This window comes from Flavobacterium sp. WC2430, from assembly GCF_040822075.1.
GTDB lineage: Bacteria > Bacteroidota > Bacteroidia > Flavobacteriales > Flavobacteriaceae > Flavobacterium.
Window position 1 is genome coordinate 1,790,150 of record NZ_CP162007.1, and the last position, 25,656, is coordinate 1,815,805.

Annotated in this window: 24 protein-coding genes and 1 other RNA gene; 11 read left to right on the forward strand and 14 right to left on the reverse strand. The window is 32.2% G+C overall.

Annotated elements, in window-relative coordinates:
* Nucleotides 1-160: 160 nt before the first annotated feature.
* Genes fmt through AB3G36_RS07785 form a run of 3 tightly spaced genes read right to left on the reverse strand, consistent with a single transcriptional unit; the run spans nt 161 to nt 3,602 of the window.
* Nucleotides 161-1,108: a methionyl-tRNA formyltransferase gene (fmt, locus tag AB3G36_RS07775; RefSeq protein WP_367757607.1), complete on the reverse strand. Its 948-nt coding sequence runs from the start codon at nt 1,106-1,108 to the stop codon at nt 161-163.
* On the reverse strand, nt 1,108-3,003 hold the full coding sequence (locus AB3G36_RS07780) for a RecQ family ATP-dependent DNA helicase (RefSeq protein ID WP_367757609.1): 1,896 nt from the start codon (nt 3,001-3,003) through the stop codon (nt 1,108-1,110). Before AB3G36_RS07780 ends, fmt begins: the two co-directional genes overlap by 1 nt.
* 59 nt (nt 3,004-3,062) lie before the next feature.
* Complete coding sequence (locus tag AB3G36_RS07785; RefSeq protein WP_367757611.1) at nt 3,063-3,602, reverse strand: AAA family ATPase; 540 nt, start codon at nt 3,600-3,602, stop codon at nt 3,063-3,065.
* Between the two features lie 149 nt (nt 3,603-3,751).
* Between AB3G36_RS07785 and AB3G36_RS07790 the strand changes: the two genes are divergently transcribed.
* The 4 genes from AB3G36_RS07790 (at nt 3,752) to AB3G36_RS07805 (ending at nt 7,216) form a co-directional block, all read left to right on the forward strand.
* Complete coding sequence (locus AB3G36_RS07790; protein WP_367757613.1) at nt 3,752-4,036, forward strand: DUF493 family protein; 285 nt, start codon at nt 3,752-3,754, stop codon at nt 4,034-4,036.
* Nucleotides 4,037-4,117: 81 nt separating this feature from the next.
* Nucleotides 4,118-4,843, forward strand: coding sequence for a DUF4290 domain-containing protein (locus AB3G36_RS07795; RefSeq protein ID WP_367757615.1), 726 nt, complete (start codon nt 4,118-4,120; stop codon nt 4,841-4,843).
* Nucleotides 4,844-4,934: 91 nt separating this feature from the next.
* Complete coding sequence (gene murA / locus AB3G36_RS07800) at nt 4,935-6,248, forward strand: UDP-N-acetylglucosamine 1-carboxyvinyltransferase (protein WP_367757617.1); 1,314 nt, start codon at nt 4,935-4,937, stop codon at nt 6,246-6,248.
* Nucleotides 6,249-6,340: 92 nt separating this feature from the next.
* Nucleotides 6,341-7,216, forward strand: coding sequence for a cation diffusion facilitator family transporter (locus tag AB3G36_RS07805; RefSeq protein ID WP_367757619.1), 876 nt, complete (start codon nt 6,341-6,343; stop codon nt 7,214-7,216).
* A gap of 5 nt (nt 7,217-7,221) precedes the next feature.
* On the opposite strand, the gene aroQ is transcribed toward AB3G36_RS07805, so the two are convergent.
* Together aroQ and AB3G36_RS07815 are read right to left on the reverse strand one after the other, a co-directional pair.
* Entirely contained in the window at nt 7,222-7,635 is a 414-nt protein-coding gene (aroQ, locus tag AB3G36_RS07810; protein ID WP_367757621.1) for a type II 3-dehydroquinate dehydratase, read from the reverse strand.
* A 77-nt stretch (nt 7,636-7,712) separates the two neighbouring features.
* A complete protein-coding gene (locus AB3G36_RS07815) occupies nt 7,713-8,255 on the reverse strand; it encodes a porin family protein (protein WP_367757623.1) in 543 nt (180 codons plus the stop codon).
* A gap of 304 nt (nt 8,256-8,559) precedes the next feature.
* Between AB3G36_RS07815 and AB3G36_RS07820 the strand changes: the two genes are divergently transcribed.
* On the forward strand, nt 8,560-9,114 hold the full coding sequence (locus tag AB3G36_RS07820) for a porin family protein (protein ID WP_367757625.1): 555 nt from the start codon (nt 8,560-8,562) through the stop codon (nt 9,112-9,114).
* Between the two features lie 73 nt (nt 9,115-9,187).
* The gene (gene xerA / locus AB3G36_RS07825; protein ID WP_367757627.1) at nt 9,188-10,084 is read left to right on the forward strand and encodes a site-specific tyrosine recombinase/integron integrase; all 897 of its coding nucleotides are present in this window, start codon (nt 9,188-9,190) and stop codon (nt 10,082-10,084) included.
* Between the two features lie 107 nt (nt 10,085-10,191).
* Here the strand turns inward: xerA and rny are convergent, their stop codons facing one another.
* The 4 genes from rny to AB3G36_RS07845 form a co-directional block, all read right to left on the reverse strand.
* Entirely contained in the window at nt 10,192-11,754 is a 1,563-nt protein-coding gene (rny, locus tag AB3G36_RS07830) for a ribonuclease Y (protein ID WP_367757629.1), read from the reverse strand.
* Nucleotides 11,755-11,803: 49 nt separating this feature from the next.
* Nucleotides 11,804-11,910, reverse strand: a non-coding RNA gene (gene ssrS, locus AB3G36_RS07835) — 6S RNA.
* A 51-nt stretch (nt 11,911-11,961) separates the two neighbouring features.
* The gene (locus AB3G36_RS07840) at nt 11,962-12,255 is read right to left on the reverse strand and encodes a cell division protein ZapA (protein WP_367757631.1); all 294 of its coding nucleotides are present in this window, start codon (nt 12,253-12,255) and stop codon (nt 11,962-11,964) included.
* 8 nt (nt 12,256-12,263) lie between these two features.
* Entirely contained in the window at nt 12,264-12,554 is a 291-nt protein-coding gene (locus tag AB3G36_RS07845) for a hypothetical protein (protein WP_367757633.1), read from the reverse strand.
* 177 nt (nt 12,555-12,731) lie between these two features.
* On the opposite strand from AB3G36_RS07845, the gene AB3G36_RS07850 reads away from it, so the two are divergent.
* The 3 genes from AB3G36_RS07850 (at nt 12,732) to AB3G36_RS07860 (ending at nt 17,750) form a co-directional block, all read left to right on the forward strand.
* Nucleotides 12,732-14,426, forward strand: coding sequence for a M23 family metallopeptidase (locus AB3G36_RS07850; protein WP_367757635.1), 1,695 nt, complete (start codon nt 12,732-12,734; stop codon nt 14,424-14,426).
* A 15-nt stretch (nt 14,427-14,441) separates the two neighbouring features.
* The gene (locus AB3G36_RS07855; RefSeq protein WP_367757637.1) at nt 14,442-16,910 is read left to right on the forward strand and encodes a carboxypeptidase-like regulatory domain-containing protein; all 2,469 of its coding nucleotides are present in this window, start codon (nt 14,442-14,444) and stop codon (nt 16,908-16,910) included.
* Between the two features lie 117 nt (nt 16,911-17,027).
* Complete coding sequence (locus tag AB3G36_RS07860) at nt 17,028-17,750, forward strand: hypothetical protein (RefSeq protein ID WP_367757639.1); 723 nt, start codon at nt 17,028-17,030, stop codon at nt 17,748-17,750.
* A gap of 7 nt (nt 17,751-17,757) precedes the next feature.
* Here AB3G36_RS07860 and AB3G36_RS07865 read toward each other — a convergent pair whose 3' ends face one another.
* From AB3G36_RS07865 to AB3G36_RS07885, 5 genes are all read right to left on the reverse strand, one after another.
* Nucleotides 17,758-18,459 carry a hypothetical protein gene (locus tag AB3G36_RS07865; protein WP_367757641.1) on the reverse strand — a complete coding sequence of 234 codons (702 nt, stop codon included), beginning with the start codon at nt 18,457-18,459 and terminating at the stop codon, nt 17,758-17,760.
* A 70-nt stretch (nt 18,460-18,529) separates the two neighbouring features.
* Entirely contained in the window at nt 18,530-20,356 is a 1,827-nt protein-coding gene (locus tag AB3G36_RS07870) for an ABC transporter ATP-binding protein (RefSeq protein ID WP_367757643.1), read from the reverse strand.
* 77 nt (nt 20,357-20,433) lie between these two features.
* Nucleotides 20,434-22,161, reverse strand: a complete 1,728-nt coding sequence (locus AB3G36_RS07875; RefSeq protein ID WP_367757645.1) for a phospho-sugar mutase — start codon at nt 22,159-22,161, stop codon at nt 20,434-20,436.
* 128 nt (nt 22,162-22,289) lie between these two features.
* Entirely contained in the window at nt 22,290-23,249 is a 960-nt protein-coding gene (locus tag AB3G36_RS07880) for a glycosyltransferase family 2 protein (protein WP_367757647.1), read from the reverse strand.
* Nucleotides 23,250-23,254: 5 nt separating this feature from the next.
* The gene (locus AB3G36_RS07885; RefSeq protein ID WP_367757649.1) at nt 23,255-23,788 is read right to left on the reverse strand and encodes a DUF4199 domain-containing protein; all 534 of its coding nucleotides are present in this window, start codon (nt 23,786-23,788) and stop codon (nt 23,255-23,257) included.
* Between the two features lie 244 nt (nt 23,789-24,032).
* Between AB3G36_RS07885 and AB3G36_RS07890 the strand changes: the two genes are divergently transcribed.
* The gene (locus tag AB3G36_RS07890) at nt 24,033-24,284 is read left to right on the forward strand and encodes a type B 50S ribosomal protein L31 (RefSeq protein WP_367757651.1); all 252 of its coding nucleotides are present in this window, start codon (nt 24,033-24,035) and stop codon (nt 24,282-24,284) included.
* 149 nt (nt 24,285-24,433) lie between these two features.
* Nucleotides 24,434-25,609: a GlmU family protein gene (locus AB3G36_RS07895; protein WP_367757653.1), complete on the forward strand. Its 1,176-nt coding sequence runs from the start codon at nt 24,434-24,436 to the stop codon at nt 25,607-25,609.
* Nucleotides 25,610-25,656 lie beyond the last annotated feature (47 nt).

The following is a 25,656-nucleotide window of genomic DNA, read 5'->3' on the forward strand; positions in this document are numbered from 1 at the left end:
GTTGGTTAAAAAAATTGTTAATACACAAATTTAGCAGGAAATACCTACCTCGCAAGCGTTTTCGTTGATTTTAGCACGATTTGTTAATAACTTATTTTTTTTGTTCATAAAACAGTACTTTTCAGTAATGATTTGTAATAAAGCCCCGATTTTAGTAGTCTTAATAGGCTTTTGCTTGTTCTGAAAATGTAATTCCATTTAGTAATTCAGATGTTTTCATTCTCTTTTTACCTGGAAACTGTAGATTCAAAACTTGAATAAACCCTTTCTGAACTGCAATTTTCATTTCTTTCTTGGTACATATTAGGCTTCCAATTTCATAAGAGTGGTCTTCATCAATTATTTTAGCTTCATAGATTTTAATATTCCATTCTTCGTTTTTATCCGAAAAGAAACTCCACGCAGCTGGATAAGGACTTAAACCTCTTATTAAATTATTGATTTCTGATGCTGATTTTGTCCAATCAATTTTGCAGTTTTCTTTGTTTAGTTTGTAAGCAGTTTTTATATCAGATGATTCTTCTTGAATAGTAGTGGTTACATTCCCAGTTTCAATTAAATCTAAAGTTTTAATGACCGTATCACTTCCTAAATGCATTAATCGATCGTGCAGTTGTCCAGCATTCTCCTCTGGATCAATAGCTGTCTCAGAACTCATAATCATTGCTCCAGTGTCTATTTTGTCATCGATGAAAAAAGTAGTAACACCCGTTTTCTCCTCTCCGTTTATAATAGCCCAATTAATTGGAGCCGCACCACGATAATTTGGCAGGAGTGAAGCGTGTAAGTTAAAAGTGCCTAGTTTAGGCATTTCCCAAACAACTTTGGGTAGCATTCTAAAGGCAACGACGATTTGTAAATTTGCATTTAGATTTTTTAACTCTTGTAAAAATCCTTCGTCTTTTAGATTTGTAGGTTGTAATAAAGGAAGGTTATGTTCTAAAGCGTATTCTTTTACAGCTGAATATTTTATTTTTTGTCCGCGACCTGCAGGTTTGTCCGCTGCGGTTATTACTCCTATAACAGTATAGCTATTTTTGATTATGGTGTCAAGTATTCCAACGGCAAATTCCGGAGTTCCCATAAATACAATTCGTAATTTTTCCATTATAGTTTTAAGATATATTTGTTATTAGGTTTTAATATTATTTTTTCGTTTTCCAATAGTAGCTGAATTGCAAAGATAACATCGTCTGATTTATTATTGATCCTATTTTGGATTTCTCTAGAATTTAATTCCTCATTAGTTATTATCAAAAGAATCTCTTTAGAAATATGTATTGTATTCGTTTTTTTATTTTTTTTGGTAATACAGTAGGAACAGATACCGCAATCCTCTGTGGTTTTTTCTCCAAAATAATTTAAAATCAATTTGCTCTTGCAAACTTTGTCTTCTTTTATGTATTTTAAAACCGATTTAAATTGCTCTTTTTTTAAGGTATTTTGATTTTCTAAATATTTAGCAACTCTATTTATAGTTCTTTCGTCTTCCCGAATTTCATTAAAAATTAAAGTGGAATCATTGTTTCTGGAATGGTAATCAATAATTCCTTTTTCTTTTAATTTTTGTAAAACAGCATAAATTTGTGTTTCAGGATGATTCGATTTTTTTGCAATTAATGGCAAGTTAAATGCCGTTTGTATCTCATAAATACCAGGATAGGTTCTTAATATTGCTAAAAGAATTTCTTCGTCATGTGGATTTAAACTGGTATAGCGAATTACTTCTTTTGAAGGAATAATGAACTGTAATGTGATTTTTTCTGAGAATTCTTGTGATAAAGTAATAATACCTTGTCTGTCTAAAAACTGCATTGCATTATATGTTTTTAGGACAGGGAACTTATATTTTAGACAAAAAGCATTTAAATTAAAAGAGAACTGCTCGTTTATTCCTTCTCCATAAGCGATTTGAAAGTAGTTGCAAAGTTTGATGTAAATGGAATTTAAAAAAGCTTTATCAGGTAATATGTTTATAAATTGGTTTTCGGTTTGAGCTATATCAGATGGATTTGTGAGTAGTACGGCAAACGCTTTATCGCCATTTCTTCCTGAGCGACCAGCTTCCTGATAATAGTTTTCTAAATTTTCGGGTAGTTGAATGTGAATTACTGTTTTTACATTAGATTTGTCAATACCCATCCCGAAGGCATTTGTTGCTACAATGACCTGAACTTCATCCTGCATCCACAGCTGCATGTTTTTATCTTTTTCTTTGGATGAAAGTCCACCATGGTAGAATGTGGCTTTAAATCCTAGATAACGCAATTGTGTTGAAATTTCTAAACAAGATTTTCTATTTCGAACATAAATGATAGAGGACTGTGGATTTTTTTTTAATATTTGTTCAATCCGAAAGAGCTTATCATCGGTTTCAAAAACCATATATGCGATATTTTTTCGAGCAAAAGATTTTTGAAATAATTTAGGATTATGCAGTCCTAATTCAGTTATGATATCCACTTTTGCTTTGGGAGTGGCCGTAGCGGTTAGGGCTAGAAAAGGAATATTTGGGAAATGGGCTTTTAATCCGGATATTTTTAAATATGCAGGTCGAAAGTCATGTCCCCATTGTGAAACACAATGTGCTTCGTCAATAGCTATTAAATTTATGGGAAGATTTTTTATTCTTTCTAAGATCCAATCAGACTGTAAACGTTCAGGTGACAAGTAGAGGAATTTATAATTTCCAAATTGGCAATTGTCCAATAAGTCAATCATTTCATTAGATTTTATGCCGCCAGTGAGAGCTATTGCTTTAATATCTCTTTTTTGCAAGTTGGCAACTTGATCTTTCATTAATGCAATCAATGGAGAAATAACAAGGCAAATTCCTTTATTTACCATTGCAGGAATTTGAAAACATATTGATTTACCTCCTCCAGTGGGCATTAATGCAAAGGTGTCTTGTCCACTTAAAACAGAATCTATTATTTCTTGTTGTAGTGGTCTAAAGCGATTATGCTTCCAATATTTTTGAAGAATTTGTAATGCTTCAGACATCAATTTTTGAATTTTGAATATTATGTTAACAATCCATAATTCAGAAATTAAATTACGAATTAATTAGAAATTTTGTCTAATATAAAAAGAATTCTTTTATCTACCGTTTCCTTTGGTACTTCAATAAGATTGTATCCATACCCTTGGTATGTTTCAATAAGATGATCCTGAATTAATTTTGCTTGTTCGTAGTTTTCATAACGTGCTTCGTCACTTATGTAAATCTCCTCCCAAGGCGGAAGAATGAAAATTTTCGAATAGACATGTTCTCTACAGATTGCATCAAAAGATGCGGGGTAACTGTCTCCAATATAGTGCATATAAGCCAATACATCAGGAATACCACGGTCAATGAAAACAATGTCATGTGGTTCGTTTTGTGCGTTTGTGAACTGCTTTTTTCTTCCTTCAAGAAGGAGTTCACTAAATAATAGTGGTTTTTCAAGAAATAATTGTTCAATTCCTTGCTTTTTGGCCTCCAAAGTAACTTCCCTTGAAATTTCAGGATAACAACAAAAACCTTTTGCTTTTAATCCTTCAATTAGCGTACTTTTCCCAGTTCCTGGACCACCTATAATTACTATGATTTCTTTTTGCACTTTTTAGAAATAAGGCGCAAACTTACTTAAACTTATTGGAATTTGAAAAAATCATTATCATTAAAATTATAGTTTTTAAGAAAAATTAATAATCCATAATTCATAAATTACATTTGAAACCGTATATTTGCTTTAATTTTAATTAAAAAATGGATAAGAAGACCGAAGAATTTTATGATAGATTAAAAGTAGAGTTGGACATGAGTAATACTTGGCCTGCTTTGTACTTATTTAAATTTATTGTTCCAACTGAAAATGACAATGTTGAACGTGTAGAATTTGCTTTTGATTGCATGGGAGCGGTTATTAAAACGACAAAATCAAAAACAGGTAAATTTACCAGTATATCAGTTGATGTTCAGGTTAAAGATTCTCAAGAAATTATTGATAAATACCTAGAAGTCTCTACTATTAAAGGTATCGTTTCATTATAAATATCAAATAACAATGTGTATTGTAAACAGTTTTGTTTGCACATCTATTGTTGTATTGAAAAGCCTCAAAATAATTCACATATGAATTCAAAGTATCAAAAAGAAAATGCTAATGATGTTGTGCATCATTTAGAATATAATGCCGAAAGATCGCATTTGATTATTCCTGAATACGGACGTCATTTACAGAAACTAATTGATCAAGCTACAGCAATTGTTGATGTGGAAGAGCGCAATAAAGCAGCAAAGTATATTATTCAAGTAATGGGTAGTTTAAATCCTCATTTGCGTGATGTATTGGATTTTCAGCACAAATTATGGGATCAACTTTTTATTATGTCTGATTTTAGATTAGATGTTGAATCTCCTTACCCAATACCTTCGCGTGAAGTTTTGCAATTGAAACCGGATGTTTTAAAATACCCTCAAAATTTTCCAAAATACAGGTATTACGGTAACAATATTAAATATATGATTGATGTTGCCAATAAATGGGAAGATGGGGATATGAAAAATGCATTGGTAAAAGTCATTGCCAATCACATGAAAAAATCATATTTAAGTTGGAACAAAGATACCGTGAAAGACGATGTTATTTTTGAACATTTGTATGAGTTATCCGACGGTAAATTGAATATGCTTCAAAGTACGGAGGAACTTTTAAATACGACTGATTTATTAAGGACTAATAAGCGAATATCTAATAAAATTACTCCTGCTGGTCAACCAAAAATTCAAAGCAATAAAAATGCGAAAACAGGTAAATCAAAACCGTACATAAAAAATAATAATAACAATCAGAAATAAGATATCAAGTAGCTAAATTTGGTTTGATAATATTCATCAGCTAGATGGCAGTAGTATCTTAAATTATATATAAAACTAATAATAATATCATATGGGAATTTTCAAAATAGAAGGAGGCATACGTTTAAAAGGAGAAATTACTCCACAAGGAGCAAAAAATGAAGCATTACAAATTTTGTGTGCTGTACTTTTGACGCCTGAAGAAGTAACTATAAACAACATTCCAGATATTATTGATATTAATAAACTTATTACGTTATTAGGTAATCTAGGAGTTAAAATTCAAAAAAACGGGGCAGGTTCTTATACTTTTCAAGCAGATGATGTGAATATTGGTTATCTGGAAACCGAAGCATTTAAGAAAGAGGGCGGTTCATTACGTGGTTCTATCATGATTGTAGGTCCACTTTTGGCTCGTTTTGGAAAAGGATATATCCCAAAACCAGGTGGAGATAAAATAGGACGTAGAAGATTAGATACTCATTTTGAAGGTTTTATTAATTTAGGAGCAAAATTTCGTTACAATCGTGAAGATCATTTTTATGGTGTTGAAGCTAAAAATGGTTTAATTGGTACAGATATGTTACTTGATGAAGCTTCAGTAACTGGAACTGCAAATATTGTAATGGCAGCAGTTTTAGCCAAAGGAAAAACAACGGTATATAATGCTGCTTGTGAACCTTATTTGCAACAACTTTGTAAGATGTTAAACTCCATGGGAGCAAAAATAACTGGAGTTGGATCTAATTTATTGTCTATCGAAGGTGTGGAAGCACTTGGTGGTTGTGAGCATAGAATTTTGCCTGATATGATTGAGATAGGAAGCTGGATTGGACTAGCTGCTATGACTAGAAGTGAAATTACAATTAAAAATGTGAGTTGGGACAATCTAGGTGTTATTCCAAATACTTTTAGAAAACTAGGAATTACATTGGAGCGTAAAGGGGATGATATTTATATTCCTGCTCATGAAGATGGATACGAAATTAAAACAGATATTGATGGTTCTATTCTTACCATTGCAGATGCGCCTTGGCCAGGATTTACTCCTGATTTATTGAGTATCGTTTTAGTAGTTGCTACTCAAGCCAAAGGAGATGTATTAATTCATCAAAAAATGTTTGAAAGCCGTTTGTTCTTCGTGGATAAACTAATTGATATGGGAGCAAAAATCATGTTATGTGATCCGCACAGAGCAGTTGTTATGGGGCATGATTTTAAATCTCAATTGAAAGCTACAACAATGTCTTCACCAGATATTCGTGCTGGAATTTCTTTGTTAATTGCAGCTCTTTCTGGTAAAGGAACTAGTACTATTCAAAATATTGAGCAAATCGATCGTGGATATGAAAGAATCGACGAACGATTGAGAGCAATCGGAGCTAATATAGTTCGTGTAGAATAAATATAATAATTCCTATTTTAATCGTTTAAATAAATCTTTTTGCATTCATTAAAGAGATTTTATTTAAGCGATTTTTTAATTAAAAAATTAAAATGTCACACGAAGAGAAAGCAATAAAAGCTACTTATTTTAGTATTATTGGAAATACTTGTTTAGCAATAATTAAGGGCTTAGCAGGTTTTTTTGGAAATTCATATGCTTTGATTGCAGATGCAATTGAATCGACAACGGATATATTTGCTTCATTTTTAGTGCTATTTGGAATTAAATATTCAAATAAGCCAGCAGATAAAAATCACCCTTATGGTCATGGTCGTGCTGAGCCTCTTGTCACTTTTTTAGTAGTTGGTTTCTTGATTACATCGGCTACTATTATTGCATATGAAAGTATCATAAATATTCAAATAGCACATGATTTGCCTAAGTCTTGGACTTTATTTGTTTTGGGTGCCATAATTATTTGGAAAGAGTATTCTTTTCGGTTGGTAATGAAAAGAAGTATTGAAACAAATAGCTCTTCATTGAAAGCAGATGCTTGGCATCATCGGTCAGATGCAATAACCTCTATAGCTGCTTTTATAGGTATATCAATTGCTTTAATTTTAGGAAAAGGTTATGAATCTGCTGATGATTGGGCTGCACTTTTTGCCTCAGGTTTTATTTTATATAATAGCTATCTTATCTTTAGACCTGCCCTTGGTGAAATAATGGACGAGCATTTGAATGATGACTTAATTGAAGAAATAAGAAAAGTTTCTTCACAGGTAGAAGGTATTATTGATACAGAAAAGTGTTTTATTCGTAAGGCAGGAATGAAATACCATGTCGATCTTCATGCTATAGTTGATGGAACTATCTCAGTTAGAGAAGGACATGATTTGGCTCATAAATTAAAAGATACTTTACGAACAGAAATTCCTGAATTGGGGCATGTTTTAATTCATGTAGAGCCCCATTATCAGGTTTAGACTAATTATAGAAAAGATTGGATAGCTAGTTCGTAACTTTTTAAACCAAAACCTAATATAACTCCTTTTGCATTTCCTGAAATATAAGATTGGTGTCTAAAACTCTCGCGTGAAAAAGTATTTGAAATATGTACCTCTACCACGGGTGTTGTTATTGCTTTAATAGCATCTCCAATTCCTATAGAGGTGTGAGTATAAGCACCTGCATTAAGTATTATTCCGTCGTAAGTAAAGCCAAATTCTTGGATTTTATCAATCAGTTCTCCTTCAATATTGCTTTGGAAATAACTGAACTCTATTGTTGGAAATTTAATTTGTAAACTAGTAAAGTATTCTTCAAAAGTTAGACTTCCATACACTTCTGGTTCACGTTTTCCTAATAAATTAAGATTCGGACCGTTGACAATACTAATTTTCATAATTTATGTTTTTGTAAAAATAAATAAACCGTTCCAATTATGAAACGGTTTTGATAAAATTAGTTTTGATTCACTTTCTAGAAAAGAAAACCAACTGATACTTGAACTACTGAGTTTTTTGTTTGAGCTTCTTTTGAGACTTCTGTAAGACCTAAAACATAACGTCCTTGTAAGAAGATGCTTTTTGTTAGATTAACTCCTAAACCTCCTACTGCTGCAAATTCAAATGTTTCAGCATTACTTACATCAAAATTATTCCTTTCACTTAATAAAAAAGAAGCTTGTGGTCCAAGATCAAGACTGACAAATTTATTTAAATGAATTTTAGCCAAAACGGGAATGGATAAGTAACCTAATTCATTTTTGAACTCAGTTCCAGCATTTTTATATGTTGCTCCTTGAGTAGAATAAAGTAATTCGGGTTGTATTGAGAAACTATCCACAAGTTTAATTTCTGCTACAAGACCAGCGTGGTAACTAGTTATCGCGTCAGTTTGTATGTCTGACCCTTCGAAATTTGCATAATTTACCCCTGCTTTAATTCCGAATTTTACTAATTGTGCCTCTACGTTATTAGATAAGGCGAAGAAAAATAGCCCAATCAAAATTGATTTTTTCATAAGTTATTGTTTTAATATTAATGTCTGTTTATATCGAGCAATTTAGAACTCTTTTATGTAATAGTTATTGTAATATTATTTGTTTTTATGTCAAAATTATAAGCTTATTTTTTAAATGTGTGGCTGTTTTTTCTATATGGGCTTTCGATCTAGTATGAAAATAATGTAAGTATAAAAGTATTAAAAGTCTTATTTTGTTGTTTTTAGTCGTAACTTGTTGATTATCAACGAGTTTAATTATTGTTATTAACTTTTTAGTTATTAGTTATTTAACTTTGATATTCTAATTTTAAATATTAAAATCATGAAGAAAATTATTTTTACAATTGCAGTGTTATTTATAATAACTAGCAATAATGCACAGGATAAAAAAGAAATGTCTTTTGGTATTAAGGCAGGTCTGAATATTGCAACAGTTACCCACGTTGATAATTCAAAAGCGTTAGTTGGATTTGAAGGAGGTGTTTTTGGTGAATTTATGATTGGCGATAAGTTTGCTATTCAGCCAGAAGTTTTGTATTCTGGTCAAGGAGTAAAATCGGAAGGTATGGAGTTAAAACTGGATTATATAAACATTCCAATTTTGGCAAAATACTATGTTGCCGATTCTTTTAGCATTGAATTGGGGCCACAAGTTAGTTTTTTAATTTCTGCAAAATCGGAGGGAGTGGATGTTAAAGAATTCTTTAAAACAACGGATATTAGTGTGGATTTTGGAGCTAATTATGATATTACTAAAAATTTCATATTTGGTGTTCGTTATGATTTGGGCTTATTAAGGTTGCAAGAAAATATAGGCCCTGGGGAAAAAGAGTCGAAAAACTCCGTGTTTCAAATAGCTGTAGGGTATAAATTTTAAAATTTTAAATATTATTGAAAACCTTCCAATTTTGGAAGGTTTTTGTATTAAATAAAAGGCTTACTTTGTATTTATGAGTTGGAATAATTATATAAAAAACTTTCAATCGTATTTGAAAATTGAACGAGGACTGTCAAGTAATACGATACAGAATTATTCTTTCGATATTGAAAGACTGTGTTTGTATCTTGAAACAAACGGAATTGAAGTTTCTCCTATAAAAATTAGCGAAGAAACAATTCAGCACTTTATTTATGCTATTTCTAGCGAAGTCAATGCACGTTCACAAGCGCGAATAATTTCGGGTCTTAAAAGTTTTTTTGGTTATTTAATATTTGAAGATTATCGTTATGACAATCCTTTGGAACTTATAGAAACACCTAAAACAGGAAGGAAATTACCTGATACGTTGTCTGTAGTCGAAATTGACTCTCTAATTGGAGCTATAGATTTAGTTTCAAATGAAGGAGAGCGTAATAGAGCGATGCTAGAATTGCTTTATGGTTGTGGTCTTCGGGTGTCTGAATTGGTTTCGTTGAAAATTTCTGATTTATTTTTCGAAGAAGGGTTTATCAAAATAACGGGTAAAGGCAATAAACAGCGTTTTGTTCCTATTGGTGATTTATCAAAAAAATATATTGAAATTTATAAAAACACAATTCGAATTCATATCAATATAAAAAAAGGTTTTGGAGACACTTTATTTTTGAATAGGCGAGGAAGTCAGCTCACACGAGCGATGATTTTTACTATTATTAAAGATTTGGCTTTAAAGGTAGAATTAAATAAAAAGATAAGTCCACACACCTTTCGGCATTCTTTTGCAACTCATCTATTAGAAAATGGTGCTGATTTGCGTTCTATTCAATTGATGTTAGGTCATGAATCGATTACTACAACGGAAATATATTTGCATTTAGATCGTAAATTTTTGTCGGAAGTCATTAATAATTTCCATCCCAGAAAATAGGAGTCTGAATTTCACTATTTGCTGTGTATAGACAATCTAAAAAAATTGCGGTATGATTCTATATAAGTGAATCATACCGCAATTGTAATAAAAGCGTATTTTATATATTATTTAGCAATATTTACCGCTCTTGTTTCTCTAATTACAGTAACTTTTACTTGACCAGGATAAGTCATCTCTGTTTGTATTTTTTGTGAAATTTCAAAAGATAAAGTAGCTGCATTGTCATCAGAAACTTTTTCACTCTCTACTATCACACGTAATTCTCTACCCGCTTGAATGGCATAAGCATTTTTTACTCCAGTAAATCCGTAAGCTACTTCTTCTAGATCTTTTAAACGTTGAATGTAAGAGTCTAAAACTTGTCTTCTTGCTCCAGGTCTTGCTCCAGATATAGCATCACAAACTTGAATAATTGGAGATAAAAGAGATTTCATTTCTATTTCATCGTGGTGCGCACCAATTGCATTACAAACTTCTTCTTTTTCACCATATTTCTCAGCCCATTGCATTCCTAATAAGGCGTGAGGTAAGTCACTTTCTGCATCTGGTACTTTTCCAATATCATGCAATAAACCTGCTCTTTTAGCTAACTTTACGTTAAGTCCTAATTCAGCTGCCATGATTCCACAAAGCTTAGAAACTTCACGGGAGTGCTGTAGTAAGTTTTGTCCATAAGAAGAACGGTATTTCATACGTCCTACTACCTTAATTAATTCAGGGTGCAAACCGTGAATTCCTAGGTCAATAACTGTACGTTTACCAACTTCAATAATTTCATCATCAATTTGTTTAGCAGTTTTAGCAACAACTTCTTCAATACGAGCTGGGTGAATACGACCGTCAGTTACTAATTTATGCAAAGCCAAACGGGCAATTTCTCTACGTACTGGGTCAAAACAAGAAAGGATAATCGCTTCTGGTGTGTCATCTACAATGATTTCAACTCCAGTTGCAGCCTCAAGTGCTCTAATATTTCTACCTTCGCGACCAATGATTCTACCTTTAACGTCATCTGATTCAATGTTAAATACAGAAACACAGTTTTCAACTGCTTCTTCAGTACCAACTCTTTGAATGGTGTTGATGATTATTTTTTTGGCTTCTTGTTGTGCAGTTAATTTTGCCTCTTCAATAGTATCTTGAATGTGTCCCATTGCTTGGCTTTTTGCTTCTGCTTTTAGACCTTCAACTAATTGACTTTTTGCTTCCTCTGCAGATAAACCAGAAATTACTTCCAGTTGTTGCAGTTGGCTTTTGTGCATTTTCTCAACTTCGGCTTGCTTTTTATCTAAAACTTCAATTTTAGATGAAAATTCAGCAGATTTTGATTCGAAATCATCATTTACTTTTTTTGCTTTTGATAACTCATTAGAAATTTGAGATTCTTTGTCACGAATTCTTTTTTCTACTTCGGCTACTTTTTTATCACGAGATAAAATGACTTGTTCGTGTTCTGATTTTAATTCGATAAATTTCTCTTTGGCTTGCAGAATTTTATCTTTTTTTATATTTTCAGCTTCTAGATTAGCGTCTTTTAAAATTGATGATGCTTCTTTTTTAGCATTTTTAATTAAATTTGAAATATTGCTCTTTTCTATGATTTTGGCTATCCCAAAACCTCCCGCAATACCTATTATTCCTGAAATAACGATCGTTAATATGTCCATGTTTGTTTAAAATTTATATATAAAAAAGCCTACATTAGGCTGATTGAATAAACTCGAAAAGACAAGTTTTGAGCTAACTCGTTGTTCAAGCTTCCAAACTGAATTGGCTTGCTATAGTAACGATGATTTGCTCATTCTAAATTGTTAGTGTTGAGTTTACCAAATGTGAACTAATGTAGGCAGTATCTTAGTTTCTGTAAAGAACGTTTAATTATCGAGATATTGATCTAAAAGCGCATTGATTTTTTTAATTCTTTCAATGGTTTCTTCCCCATTAATAGCGTTGTCAATTTGTTTTTGTTCTACTTGAGAAGCAAACTGTAAAGCGCACATGGCTAATACATCTTGCTTATCTCGAACGGCATAATTTTCTTCAAACTGCTTCATCATTACATCAATTTTCTTAGAAGCACTCCTAAGTCCTTCCTCCTGAGACAGTTCCACAGTTAAGGGGTATACTCTGTCTGCGATTGATATTTTAATTTTAAGCTTTTCGTCCATATTTTTTACTAATCTGATAGTTGTGCTATACAGTAATCAATTTCACGAATTAATGAATTTATTTTAAGCTTTGTATCTCTTTTATTATCGTCACTGCCCAGTAATGAGTTGGCAATTTTAAGTGTCTCATATTGCGCTTTTAACGCTTCAATCTCAGTTGACTGAGTTTGTATGATTTGTGCAGATTTTGTTAAATCGACCTGTAATTCTTGAGTTTTTTGTTCTAAATTTTGTATTTTTAGAACTAGTTTTACAACTTTATTTTCAAGAGTATCAATTATTTCTGCAATTACACTCATTATATATCCTATTCATTACTTAATATTACAAATTTAGTATTACTTTTTATTATTACAATATTTTATTTGTTTTTTTATTAGAAAATAATCAAATTGTTGTAATGTAATTGGTTACGATTTGTCTTTTTTTATAAAGCGAAAGCAATTAGTTTTTTTACCTTAGCAAAAATGTAAGTCATGAGATTTTTTATTTATTTTCTATTATTTTCGGGTTCTGTTTTTGGACAAAATGAGTATCCAAAAGATTATTTTAGTCTGCCTATTGATATTCCAGTGCAGTTATCTGGTAATTTTGGGGAGCTGAGACCCAATCATTTTCATGCTGGTTTTGATTTTAAAACCTTGCAAAGAGAAGGTTTAGAGGTTCATGCTGTTGCAGATGGGTATGTTTCTAGAATAAAAATTTCCACTTTTGGGAATGGAAAAGCAATTTATATTACGCATCCGAATGGTTTTACTTCGGTATATTGTCACTTGCAAAAAGCAACAGATGAAATTGAGAGTTATATAAAAAAAGGACATTATAAGGAACAAGCTTTTGAGATTGAATTGTTCTTAAAGCCAAATGAACTAACGGTGAAAAAAGGGCAAACAATTGCTCTTTCTGGTAATACAGGTTCTTCGGAAGGGCCCCATTTGCATTTTGAATTTCGCGACAGCAAAACCGAAAAAATTATAAACCCTTTACTGTTTGGTTTTGATAAATACTTAAAGGATACTAAAAAACCACTATTATCAGCTGTTTACGTTTATCCAGTGGATAATAAAACGGTTGTGAATCAATCGAAGCGACCTTTGCTTCTTAATTTATCTCTACAAAAAGACGGTACCTATTTAGCAAATAAAGTGGTTGCAAATGGTAAAATTGGTTTTGGTGTCACCGCGGATGATTATGATAATGTTTCATTTAATAAAAATGGAATTTATAAAGTGCAAACCTATCTTAATGGGAAGCCTACGTTTGGTTATCAATTTGACACCTATTCTTTTGATGAAATGCGTTATGTAAATGCTTTGATTGATTATTCGAGGTATAAAAAAACATCGCAAAGGGTTCAGAAATTATTTATGGTCAATCCTTATAAATTAAGTATTATAAAGACAGATGAGAATAATGGTGTCATAAATGTTGCGCCAAACTTGGCCTCTATTTATCGCATTGAAGTTTCTGATTTTTTTGGAAATAAAAATGTAGTCAACATACCTATTAGTTATGATGTATCGGCAACTATAGTAGATAGGGAACCAGTCGTTTCTAATTATTTTGTAAAAGTGAATAAAGACAATATTTTTTCAAAAAATAATATGTCGGTTTTCTTTCCAGCTGGAACTTTTTTTGAGGATTTTAATATGAACTTTGATGTAAAGGGGGATACTCTGTATCTTCACGACGACTCTGTTCCTGTTTTTTCTAGTTTTACTATTACTATTGAAGACAGTTCTTTTTCTGAGGAGCAAAAAGGAAAAGTTTTTATTGCCGATATTGATAATGGGAGAGTAGGTTATAATGCAACTCAAAGAAAAGATAATGTATTCACTGCCAAAGTGAGATCATTAGGCAAATACGCTTTGAAAATGGATACCGTACCACCAACAATTTCTATTGCGAATCCTATTGAAGGGAAATGGATAAGTGCTCAAAATACGATTCAGCTTTCGATAAATGATTATGGTTCAGGTATAAAATCGTATAATGGATACTTAAACGGAAATTGGATTTTATTTGAATACGACAACAAAACAAAAAAAATCACTCATAATTTTAGTGATGGTGTCGTAGCTGAAGGTGCTAATGATTTAAAAGTGGTGGTGGTAGATAATGTAGGAAATTCAACTACCTTTGATACTCATTTTTTTAGAAGTCAAAAATAATAATATATCGACAGCTTGAATATCAAAAAAATATTTTTTGTTTGGATTTTATTTTGGACAGGATTGTCTTCTTTTGCTCAAACTTCGCGAGTAAAAGGGGTTATTCTCGATAAGAATAATAAGCCCGTAGATAATGTAAATGTGTTCTGTTCAGGCCGCAGTACTCAGTCTAATGCTCAAGGTTTTTATCTAATTACTATTCCTGCCAATCAAAAAGTAACATTAGTATTTAGCCATGTTTCATTAAAAAAAGCAACACTTTTGCTGATTTTAAAAGAAAATGAAGAACAAGTGTTCAACTTGGTTATGAGTGACCAGCAAGAGCAAATGGGGGAGATTATTGTGACTAATAACAACAAGAAACAGATTCAAGGAATAACTGTAATTGAACCAGAAATAATTAAGAACATACCAGGAGCTAATGCTGGAATTGAATCAATATTAAAAACACTGCCAGGCGTAAATTCGAATAATGAATTGAGTACTCAGTATGCCGTTCGTGGTGGAAATTATGATGAGAATTTAGTTTATGTCAATGAAATTGAAATTTATCGTCCATTTCTTATTCGTTCCGGTCAGCAAGAAGGATTGAGTTTTACTAATACGGATTTAGTTCAAAATGTAGAATTTTCAGCTGGAGGTTTTCAAGCTAAATTTGGAGATAAATTATCATCCGTTTTAGATATTACCTATCGCAAGCCTACAAAGTTTGGCGCTACACTTGAAGCTAGCTTTCTTGGAGGAAGCGTTTCTGTAGATGCTGTTTCTAAGAATAAAAAATGGTCGGCAATTACAGGTGTTCGATATCGAAACAATAGTCTGTTGGTTAAAAGCCAAGATACACAAACCAATTACACTCCCACATTTGCAGATATTCAAACGAATATTAATTATCAGGCTTCGGCCAAATGGCAGTGGAGTTTTCTAGGGAACTTGTCTCAAAATAAATACAGCTACCAGCCATTAACGCGCCAAACTAAATTTGGAACAATAGACAAGCCTATGGCACTGACTGTCTATTATGAAGGGCAAGAAAAAGATCGATATGATACTTATTTTGGTGCTTTTAAATCAACATTTAAAGCTACAGATAAATTAACCCTGAAACTTATTGGGTCTATTTTTCATACTTTGGAACAAGAATATTTTGACATTTTTGCGCAATATCGATTAGGAGCTGTTAATTCTAATATTGGATCGGATTCTTATGGAGATGTGGCTTATACGGAAGGAATTGGTTCACAACTCAATCATGCTAGAAATGATTTAGACGCTTTAATTGTTAATGCAGAAATTAAAGGATTTTACGATTGGAAAAAAAATCAATTGGAATGGGGCGCGAAATACACACGGGAATCAATTCGCGATCGAGTGGTAGAATGGGAAGTCATTGACTCTGCTGGTTTTTCGATTAATCCGCCAATTATTGACCTGCCTAAGAATGACCAACCCTATTCCTCATACACTGGGCCACTAGTTCCTTATCAAAATGTGAGAGCAACTAATTTTAATACGATCAATCGTTTTTCGGGTTATGGACAATGGAGTCGAAAAGAGAATTTTGGGAAGAGTGAAGTTTGGTTAAATGCAGGTGTTCGTATGCATAGCTGGGTAGTTAAAGGAGCAATTGAAAATGGAAACACACAGTTTACTTTTAGTCCGAGAGCGCAAATTGCCATTAAGCCCTATTGGAAAAAAGATATGGTTTTTAGGATTTCTGGAGGTGTATACCAGCAACCTCCTTTTTATAGAGAACTTAGGGATGCTGACGGAATAGTGCATCCTAATGTTAAGGCGCAACAATCGATTCATTTTGTAGTAGGAAATGATTTTAGTTTTAAAATGTGGGAACGTCCTTTTAAATTAGTTTCTGAAATGTATTATAAATCACTGACGGATGTAAATACCTATACAATAGACAATGTAAGAATACGTTATGCTGCTTCTAATGTGGCTAAAGGATATGCGCAAGGTTTAGATCTTCGCTTGAATGGAGAATTTGTTCCTAGTACTGAGTCGTGGTTGAGTTTTGGTTATTTAAAAACCGAAGAGAATAGTGAAAATATAGGTTATATTGCGAGACCAACTGATCAAAGACTAAAATTTGGAATGCTATTTCAGGATTATATGCCCAATATTCCTAGTGTGAAATTGTATTTGAATTTAGTTTACAATACGGGATTACCAGGAGGTTCTCCTTCGTATGCTGATCCTTATTTGTATCAAAATAGATTGAATGATTATCGCAGAGTAGACATAGGTTTTTCTAAAGTTTTTATTGATAACAATGCTGGAAATCAGTATAAAAATTGGTTTGGGAATTTCAAGGAACTCGCAATAGGATTAGAAATATTTAATTTGTTTAATAATCAAAATGCGATAACGAATACTTGGGTTCGAGATGTGTATTCGAAAAATGAATATGCGATTCCAAATTATATGACCACTAGGGTGTTTAATGTAAAGTTAAGTGCTAAATTATAATAACGAACGGTTGATGCCTTATAGTTATTCGATCAATTTATGACATAAATTGGATTTAATTATAAAAAGCATTTTTAAAATTGATTACATTTGGTTTTATTTTAATAGTACATGATTATGAAAAGATTACATATAGCATTAATAGGCATTTCGGTTTTACTTTTAACAAGTTGTAAAGATGAGGTAGAGAAGCCGAAGGTAATTTATGATTCTGCCAATAAAGGGAAAGAAATGACTAAAGTAGATTCTACTCAAGTGGCGCTTTCTGATTTACCTATTCAAATGGAAGGAACGGATTATTTAATTCATCCTGTAGGAGACTTGCGAGTGTATGAAAGAGGAACGAAAGCACGTTATGGCTCTTCGAGTGTAATCGATTTAAGTTTTACCATTTCTAACTATGGAGAGAATGAAATTACCGGTTATTTGCAAAACTTAAAATTTCAAAAAACAGATTCTGATTCGATTCATGCTTTAACTGATAAGCCTGCTTTGATTTTAACTGCTACTTACCTAAAAGCAGTTTCTGAAAGAGCTAAAAAGCAAATTATGGTGTATACCATGTATGACATAGATACCAATAGAGATGGAAAATTAGATACTAGCGATATCAAATCTTTATATCTTAGTGAGATTAGCGGCGCTCGTTTTACTAAAATATCTCCTGATTTTCAGGAATTAATAGACTGGAGTTTAATCGAATCAAAAAACCGTTTGTACTTTAGAACAGTAGAGGATACTAATAAGAATGGACAATTCGATAAAAATGATGTAGTACATTACAATTATGTAGATTTGTCAAACAACGAATGGAAAGTGTCAAGTTATCAGCCAATATAATTAAAAGCTAAATTAAAATATCACTTTCAAGATCTGATTTTTCGATTGTAAAGTTAAAATCAAGTTGCTTTACCAGTTGAATCACTAGATTTTTATACCAATTTTCCGATTTTGGATGGATATAGATTTTTTCAATCAATTGATTGATGTCAACGCTTATTTTTAGCCCATCATTTAAGATGATTTTACTGTCGGCAACATCAGTTATGATGCGCACCTCACGTTCGTACTGAAAGCTTTTTCTTTTAAATAGAAAGGGGAAAAACATATCGTCAAAAGGAATGTATTCTTTTTTGTAGTCAATATAATTTACTTCACCAATATACTGTTTGTAATTATTTTCGGGCCCAAGTGCATTTTGTAGTCTCCCTATAGTAGATTGAATGGCTAGTCCTTCACTGTTTTGTGTGAAAATTTGCCACATAGCAAATGATTCATATTCATTAATATGCCAACTGCTAATAGCCACTTTTTCACGATGTGTTTTGTAATATTTTAGGAAATCAGGGTTGTCTATCGATAATCTTTTTATTTCTTCGTATGTAGGTTCACTGAAGGTACCTTCATACTGATCTTCAAATTTATCTGACCGTGACATGAATAGCTTTTTAGACATCAATAAGTCTAAAAATTTAGATAAATCTAAATATTTCCATACTATGGTGTCAAGGTCTTCGGTAAGATTGATATTTGGGTTACTGTGGTACATTTTTTAATTTAAAGATTTTTAATTTTAATATACTGTAAATCCTTAAATCAAATTTAGTGATTTAAGTGCATCATTCAAAAGATTGCATAGTTACCAATTTGTTATACATACCATTTAAAGCAATAAGTTCTTCATGTTTACCTTGTTCAACAATTTTTCCCTTTTGCATTACCACAATTAGATCTGCTTTTTGAATGGTTGAAAGACGGTGTGCAATAACTATCGAAGTTCGGTTTTGCATCATGTTTTCTAGAGCAACTTGTACGAATTTTTCGCTTTCAGTATCCAATGCTGATGTAGCTTCATCCAAAATCATGATTGGAGGGTTTTTCAATACCGCTCTAGCAATGGACAAACGTTGTTTTTGGCCACCAGAAAGTTTGTTTCCGCTGTCTCCTATATTCGTATGTATTCCTTTTGGTAAATCTTGTACAAATTCATACGCATTGGCAATTTTCAGCGCTTCAATGATTTCATCATCTGTAGCATCTAATTTTCCTAGTGAAATGTTTGCTTTTATAGTGTCATTAAACAAAATGCTATCTTGAGTAACTAATCCCATTAAACCTCGCAAAGACTGAAGATTCATGTCTTTTATATCTGTTCCGTCAATATCAATTGTTCCTTCATTTACATCGTAAAAACGAGTCAGTAAATTAGCAATAGTACTTTTACCGCTTCCAGATTGTCCAACAAGCGCTACTGTTTGCCCTTTTTTTACTTGTAGTGAAAAGTCTTTTAATACAATTTCATCTTCGTATTTGAAATTTATGTTTTTAATGCTAATATTTGATTCAAAAGTATTTTTTTCTACTGCGTCTTTTTTACTTTTAATAGCATTTTCTTGTTCTAGGATTTCCAATATTCTATCGGCTGCGGCATTCCCTTTTTTGATGCTATAAGATGCTTTTGAGATTGATTTTGCTGGAGTTAAAATGTTATATGCTAATCCCATATAAGCAATAAAAGAAGCGCCGTTTAAGGTTTTTTCGATCAAAACCATATTTCCTCCGTACCATAATAAAATAGCAATAACCATAATTCCCATAAATTCACTCATTGGTGAAGCTAGGTTTTGTCGGTTACCAATGCTGTTTGATAATTTAAAAAAGCGTTGTGTAGATGCTGTGAATATTTGATTAAAGTACTTTTCAGAATTGTATCCTTTTACTACTTTCAGTCCGCCAAGCGTTTCTTCGATAGTCGATAAAAAGATTCCTTGTTCTTCCTGTGCTTTAGTAGATTGTTTTTTTAATTGTTTTCCAATAAGGGAAATGACATAACCAGATACAGGAATAAAAATAAATACAAACAAGGTCAATTTAGTACTTATAGTGAGCATTGCAATTATAGTAAATACAATGGTCAGTGGTTCTTTTACAGCAAGTTCTAAGATAGACAAAAAAGAAGTTTGAACCTCATTCACATCAGCTGATATTCTGGAAATAACATCTCCTTTCCTTTTCTCAGAGAAAAAAGCCAAAGGCAAATCGATCGTTTTTTTGTACATCGCATTACGCATGTCTTTCAAAATACCATTTCTTAAAAAGGTAATAAAAAACAAGGCTAGATAATCACTCAAGTTTTTTAGTAAAAAGATCGAGATAATTACGGCGACCATAATGGATAGGGTGTGACCTACACCAAGAGTATCTGTTGTGTTGGTGATATAATAACTTAAATAATCTTCGGCAAATTGTTTGAATTCACCAATTCCTGTATAAGTGGGTTCAACAGTATTTCTTTTTGTTTGGTCAAATAAGACCTGCATCATTGGTATCAATGACATAAAAGAAAGCGTACTGAAAAGCGCATATAAAACATTAAAAAAAATGTTGAGATAGGCGTACTTTTTATAAGGAATTACAAAAGAAAATATTTTTTTAAAATTATTCATTTAAGTTTTTTTTACCATTAAAACCCGACAAATTTTAAAGTCTGTCGGGTCTGTCAGAAAAATGGAGTTGTATACAATTAGTTCAATTGCATCGCTGCAATAATGTTTTTTATTTTTTCGTTCAATGAAGCTTCTACTTTATCGAAGTTTTCAACAGCATCTAGTTCTGTATTTACACTGATGTAGAATTTTATTTTAGGTTCGGTTCCACTTGGTCTAGCGCAAATTTTAGATCCATCTTCAGTGTAATAAATTAATACATCTGCTTTTGGCATATCCATGATATCTTCCTCGCCTGTAAGTAAGTTTTTGGCAACAGATGATTTGTAATCTTCTAACATGATTACTCTTTGTCCATTAATTTCTTTAACTGGATTCTCGCGCATAGAAACCATCATTTGATTGATTTCGGCTAAACCTTCCATCCCTTTTTTAGTAATAGAAATCAAATGCTCTTTGTAAAAACCGTGTTCTACATAAAGTTGTAGTAATTCTTTATAAACAGTGCTTCCTTTTTCTTTTGCTTGAGCTGCCACTTCGCATATTAATAAAGTCGCCGCTACAGCATCTTTATCACGAACAGCATCACCAACCATGTATCCAAAACTTTCCTCTCCACCACCAATGAATTGTAGTTCAGGGAAATCTTTTATCATTTTGGCAATCCATTTAAAACCAGTTAAACCTACTTTAAATTGTACACCGTAAGCCGATGCCAATTCCATAATCATAGGAGTAGAAACAATTGTAGAACCTACAAATTGTTTTCCATTGATTTTCCCTGCTTTTTTCCATTGTTCTAGTAAAAATGCAGTCATCAAAATCATTGTTTGATTTCCATTCAGCAAAGTCATTTTGCCTTCATTATCACGAACAGCAACACCCAATCTATCGCAATCTGGATCAGTTCCTATTACAATATCAGAATTTGTTTTGTCTGCTAATGCTAATGCCATTGCTAAAGCTTCTGGTTCTTCTGGATTAGGCGATTTTACCGTTGGGAAATCACCATTTGGAACTCTTTGTTCCTCAACAATATGTACATTTGGATAACCAGCTTGCTCAAAAGTATCGGGAACAAGAGTGATTGATGTACCGTGTAAAGAAGTAAATACGATATTTAAATTTTCTTTGGCAACAGCCGAAGTACCAAAACTCGCATTTTCGATAGTCGATTTAATAAAAGCGGCGTCAACTTGAGTATCTATATATTCTATCAAATCTTCATTTGCAGTAAATTTGATTTGGTTGTAATTTAAATTCTCAATAACATTGATGATTCCCTCATCTTCTGGTGGGACAATTTGGCCACCATCTTCCCAATACACTTTGTATCCATTGTATTCAGGCGGATTGTGAGAAGCAGTAAGGACAATTCCGCATTGGCAACCTAAATGTTTAAGTGCAAATGACAATTCTGGTGTTGGTCTTAAACTTGAAAACAGATAAACATGAATACCATTTGCCGAGAAAACATCAGCAACCACCTTCGCAAGTGTATCACTATTGTGACGACAGTCATAGGCAATAACCGCTTTTATAGGTTGGTTAGGAAATGAAGTATGTAAATAATCCGACAGTCCTTGAGTGCTTTTTCCAAGTGTATATTTATTGATACGGTTATTTCCTACGCCCATAACACCGCGCATTCCGCCGGTTCCAAATTCAAGACTTTTATAAAAACTCTCTTCTAGTTCCTTAGGTGATGTCGCCATCATTTCTTTAATAGCTTCTTGAGTCGTGTTGTCAAATGTTGGCGTTAACCATTCATTCACAGCATCTAGAATGTTTTGTTTAATATCCATATTTTTAGTTTTTAGTTTTAGTTTTAAAAGAACTCCTTTTTTTTGGAGCTGTATCCTGCTATTCGTTTCAATCTTTATGTTTTTAAAGGAAAAACATAAAGGATTTTCACTGCTATCAGGGCTAGGTCCTATTGAAAATTAACTTGACTAGATATTTTATAACGTCCCTCGTTGCTTTTTGTACGCAAAATAATTTCACCTAGGAAACCAGCCAAAAACAGCTGAGTTCCCAAAATCATCGTTGTCAATGCAATAAAAAACCATGGATTATCAGTTACTAAACTATAACGCATGTTATTGTACATATGGTATAATTTTGAAATTCCAATATAACCTGCAAGTAGGAAACCAATGATGAACATCAATGAACCCATCGCTCCAAATAAATGCATTGGTCTTTTCCCAAATCGAGATAGAAACCAAATAGTAATTAAATCTAGGAAACCATTAATAAAACGCTCCATTCCAAATTTAGTCTCACCATATTTTCTAGCTTGGTGTTGCACCACTTTTTCGCCAATTTTTCCAAAACCAGCATTCTTTGCCAGAACGGGAATATAGCGGTGCATTTCACCCGAAACTTCAATGTTTTTTACTACAATGTTTTTGTATGCTTTCAATCCACAATTGAAATCATTCAATTCCACACCCGAAGTTTTTCTAGCGGCCCAATTGAATAATTTAGATGGAAGATTTTTTGCAACGACTGAATCATAGCGTTTCTTTTTCCAGCCGGAAACCAAATCAAAATTTTGACTAGTTATCATATTATATAGACCTGGAATTTCTTCTGGACTATCTTGTAAATCGGCATCCATCGTAATGATAACATCTCCTTGAGCTTTGGCAAACCCAGCATGTAAAGCCTGTGATTTACCAAAATTTCTCATGAAACGAATTCCTTTTACATTAGAGTTTTCGGTAGCAAATTGCTCTATAATTGACCAAGAGTTATCTGTACTTCCATCATCTAGAAAAATAATTTCATAAGTATAATTGTTTGCCTGCATCACTTTTATGATCCAAGAGTACAATTCAGTAAGCGATTCCTCTTCGTTGAGAAGGGGTATGAGTATGGATAAATTCATTTATGTTATTCTTGTGATGTCGATTTTGATTTAAAAAAGGCGGCCATAATTAAACCAAAGATGGTAATGAAAACTATATTTGTAAGTGATCCTTTTAATAATCCCATTATAGAGAACTGATCGTTTTCTTGCAAGTTCTTTATTGCCTCATTCACTGTAGATGCTGGAGCATTAAATTTAGCCATAGTTTTTACCATGTATTTAATGGTCAATTCTTTTATAGCATCTTTAGCCGATGGATCTATAAAGTTAAACAAGATGATATTGAAAGTTAATGAAATTAAGATACCTATTAATGCCGAAATAAAATAAGTTGTAAAGGCGTCTTTAAAGGTAAGTATACCGTTTAGGTCTTTTTTTGTTTTCGAAAGTAAAACTATCGCAATAACAAGATAAAAAGCCATGCTTAATAAACCTACCCACCAAGAAGTAAATAATTCTAAATCAATAGTGTATATTAAGGTTGTGATTAATGCTGAACCAATACCTGTTATTACTCCAAAAGTGACCCCGTTTTTTTTAATGGTTTCATTAATCATTAGTTTTCATTTTTTATAAATTAATTCACAAATATAGTAATTCCCAATTTATTCAAGAGCAAAAAAAGTTTTTTACTATTTTGTAAAAAAAAGGAAGCAAAGAATTGTTTATTGAAAAATAATTGTAAATTTGCAAACTCAAAATAACAGAATAAAATAAAAAGTTATAATGAATTTATACCTTTCCTGTTAAAAGGAAAGCTTCAAAAGGAGTTATAGCCAAACAAATAAAAAGAATTACAAGATGAAAAAAGGTGTACACCCAGAAAATTACAGATTAGTTGCTTTTAAAGACATGTCTAACGAAGACGTTTTTATTACTAAATCTACAGCAGATACAAGAGAAATAATTACAGTTGATGGTGTTGAATACCCAGTTGTAAAAATGGAGATCTCTAGAACTTCTCACCCTTTTTACACAGGTAAAAACAAACTTATCGATACTGCAGGACGTATTGACAAGTTCAAAACTAAATACGCTAAACACGTTAAATAATTTTAACTTGTTTTCAATTATACTAAAGCCTTCCATTTCGGGAGGCTTTTTTATTGATTTAAATTGGGATGGATAAGAAGTAAACTTGTTAAAGAAACCAATAAAAACTTTGTAACTTTGATCCATTGTAACTTTTGAAACTTTATATAATGAACTATATACTTTTTGACGGGCCTGCTCGTAATGCTTTATTGCCTTTTACATTTACTCGCCCCGTTGCTGATATTCTTATTGGAATCATGACGATACGTCAAAAATGGGAAATGCATTTGGGATCAACCACCACTACTTTGACTGAGGAATATTTGTCAGAAAAATATCCTATGGTAGAATTAGAAGAAAATGTGATGATTAATGCTTCTTTTATTCCGAATCCAGTTTTAGTGGAAATGATTTATAATCTAGAAGCAAATCAAGCGATTTTTAAAGGGGATGAAGTAATCGCTTTTTATACACATGAAAATCAAGAAGAAGTAGATTTTGATTCCTATGAAGTTTTTGAATATGAAGAAGAATGCTTGACTGTCATGAATACTTGGGATATTTTTTCAAAAAATGATGCTTCTATTCGGGAGGATTTTGAATTCTTGACAGAAGATAGAAAATCACAACCCATTCCAAAAAGTGTCAATGTAATCGCTCCAGAAAATATTTTTATCGAAGAAGGGGCTAAGTTGGAGTTTGTAACGCTTAATGCTTCAACGGGTCCTATATATATAGGTAAGGATTCTTTAATTATGGAAGGATCTGTAATTCGTGGTCCTTTTGCTTTATGTGAAGGCGGAGTTGTAAAGATGGCAGCTAAAATTTATGGTGCCACTACTGTAGGACCAAATTCTAAAGTAGGAGGGGAAATTAATAATTCAGTATTGTTCTCTAATTCTAATAAAGGACATGATGGTTTCTTAGGAAATTCTGTTTTAGGGGAATGGTGCAATATTGGTGCTGATAGTAATAATTCGAATCTAAAAAATAATTACGAAGAGGTGCGTTTGTGGAGTTATGAAACCGAAGGGTTTGCAAGAACAGGACTTCAGTTTTGTGGTTTAATTATGGGAGATCATAGTAAATGTGGTATTAATACCATGTTTAATACGGGAACTGTTATTGGTGTAAGTGCTAATATTTTTGGAAGTGGATTTCCTCGTAATTTTGTGCCTAGTTTTTCTTGGGGAGGAGCTTCTGGTTTTACAACTTACATGACTAAAAAAGCTTTTGAAACGGCACGATTAGTCATGAGTCGCAGAAATATTGATTTTGATGAAAAAGAAGCGGCTATATTAGAACATGTTTTTGAAGAAACTAAAAAATGGAGAAAAGAATAACTTTTTTACTAATTACTTTAAAGGCCTTATCAATTTAGATAAGGCCT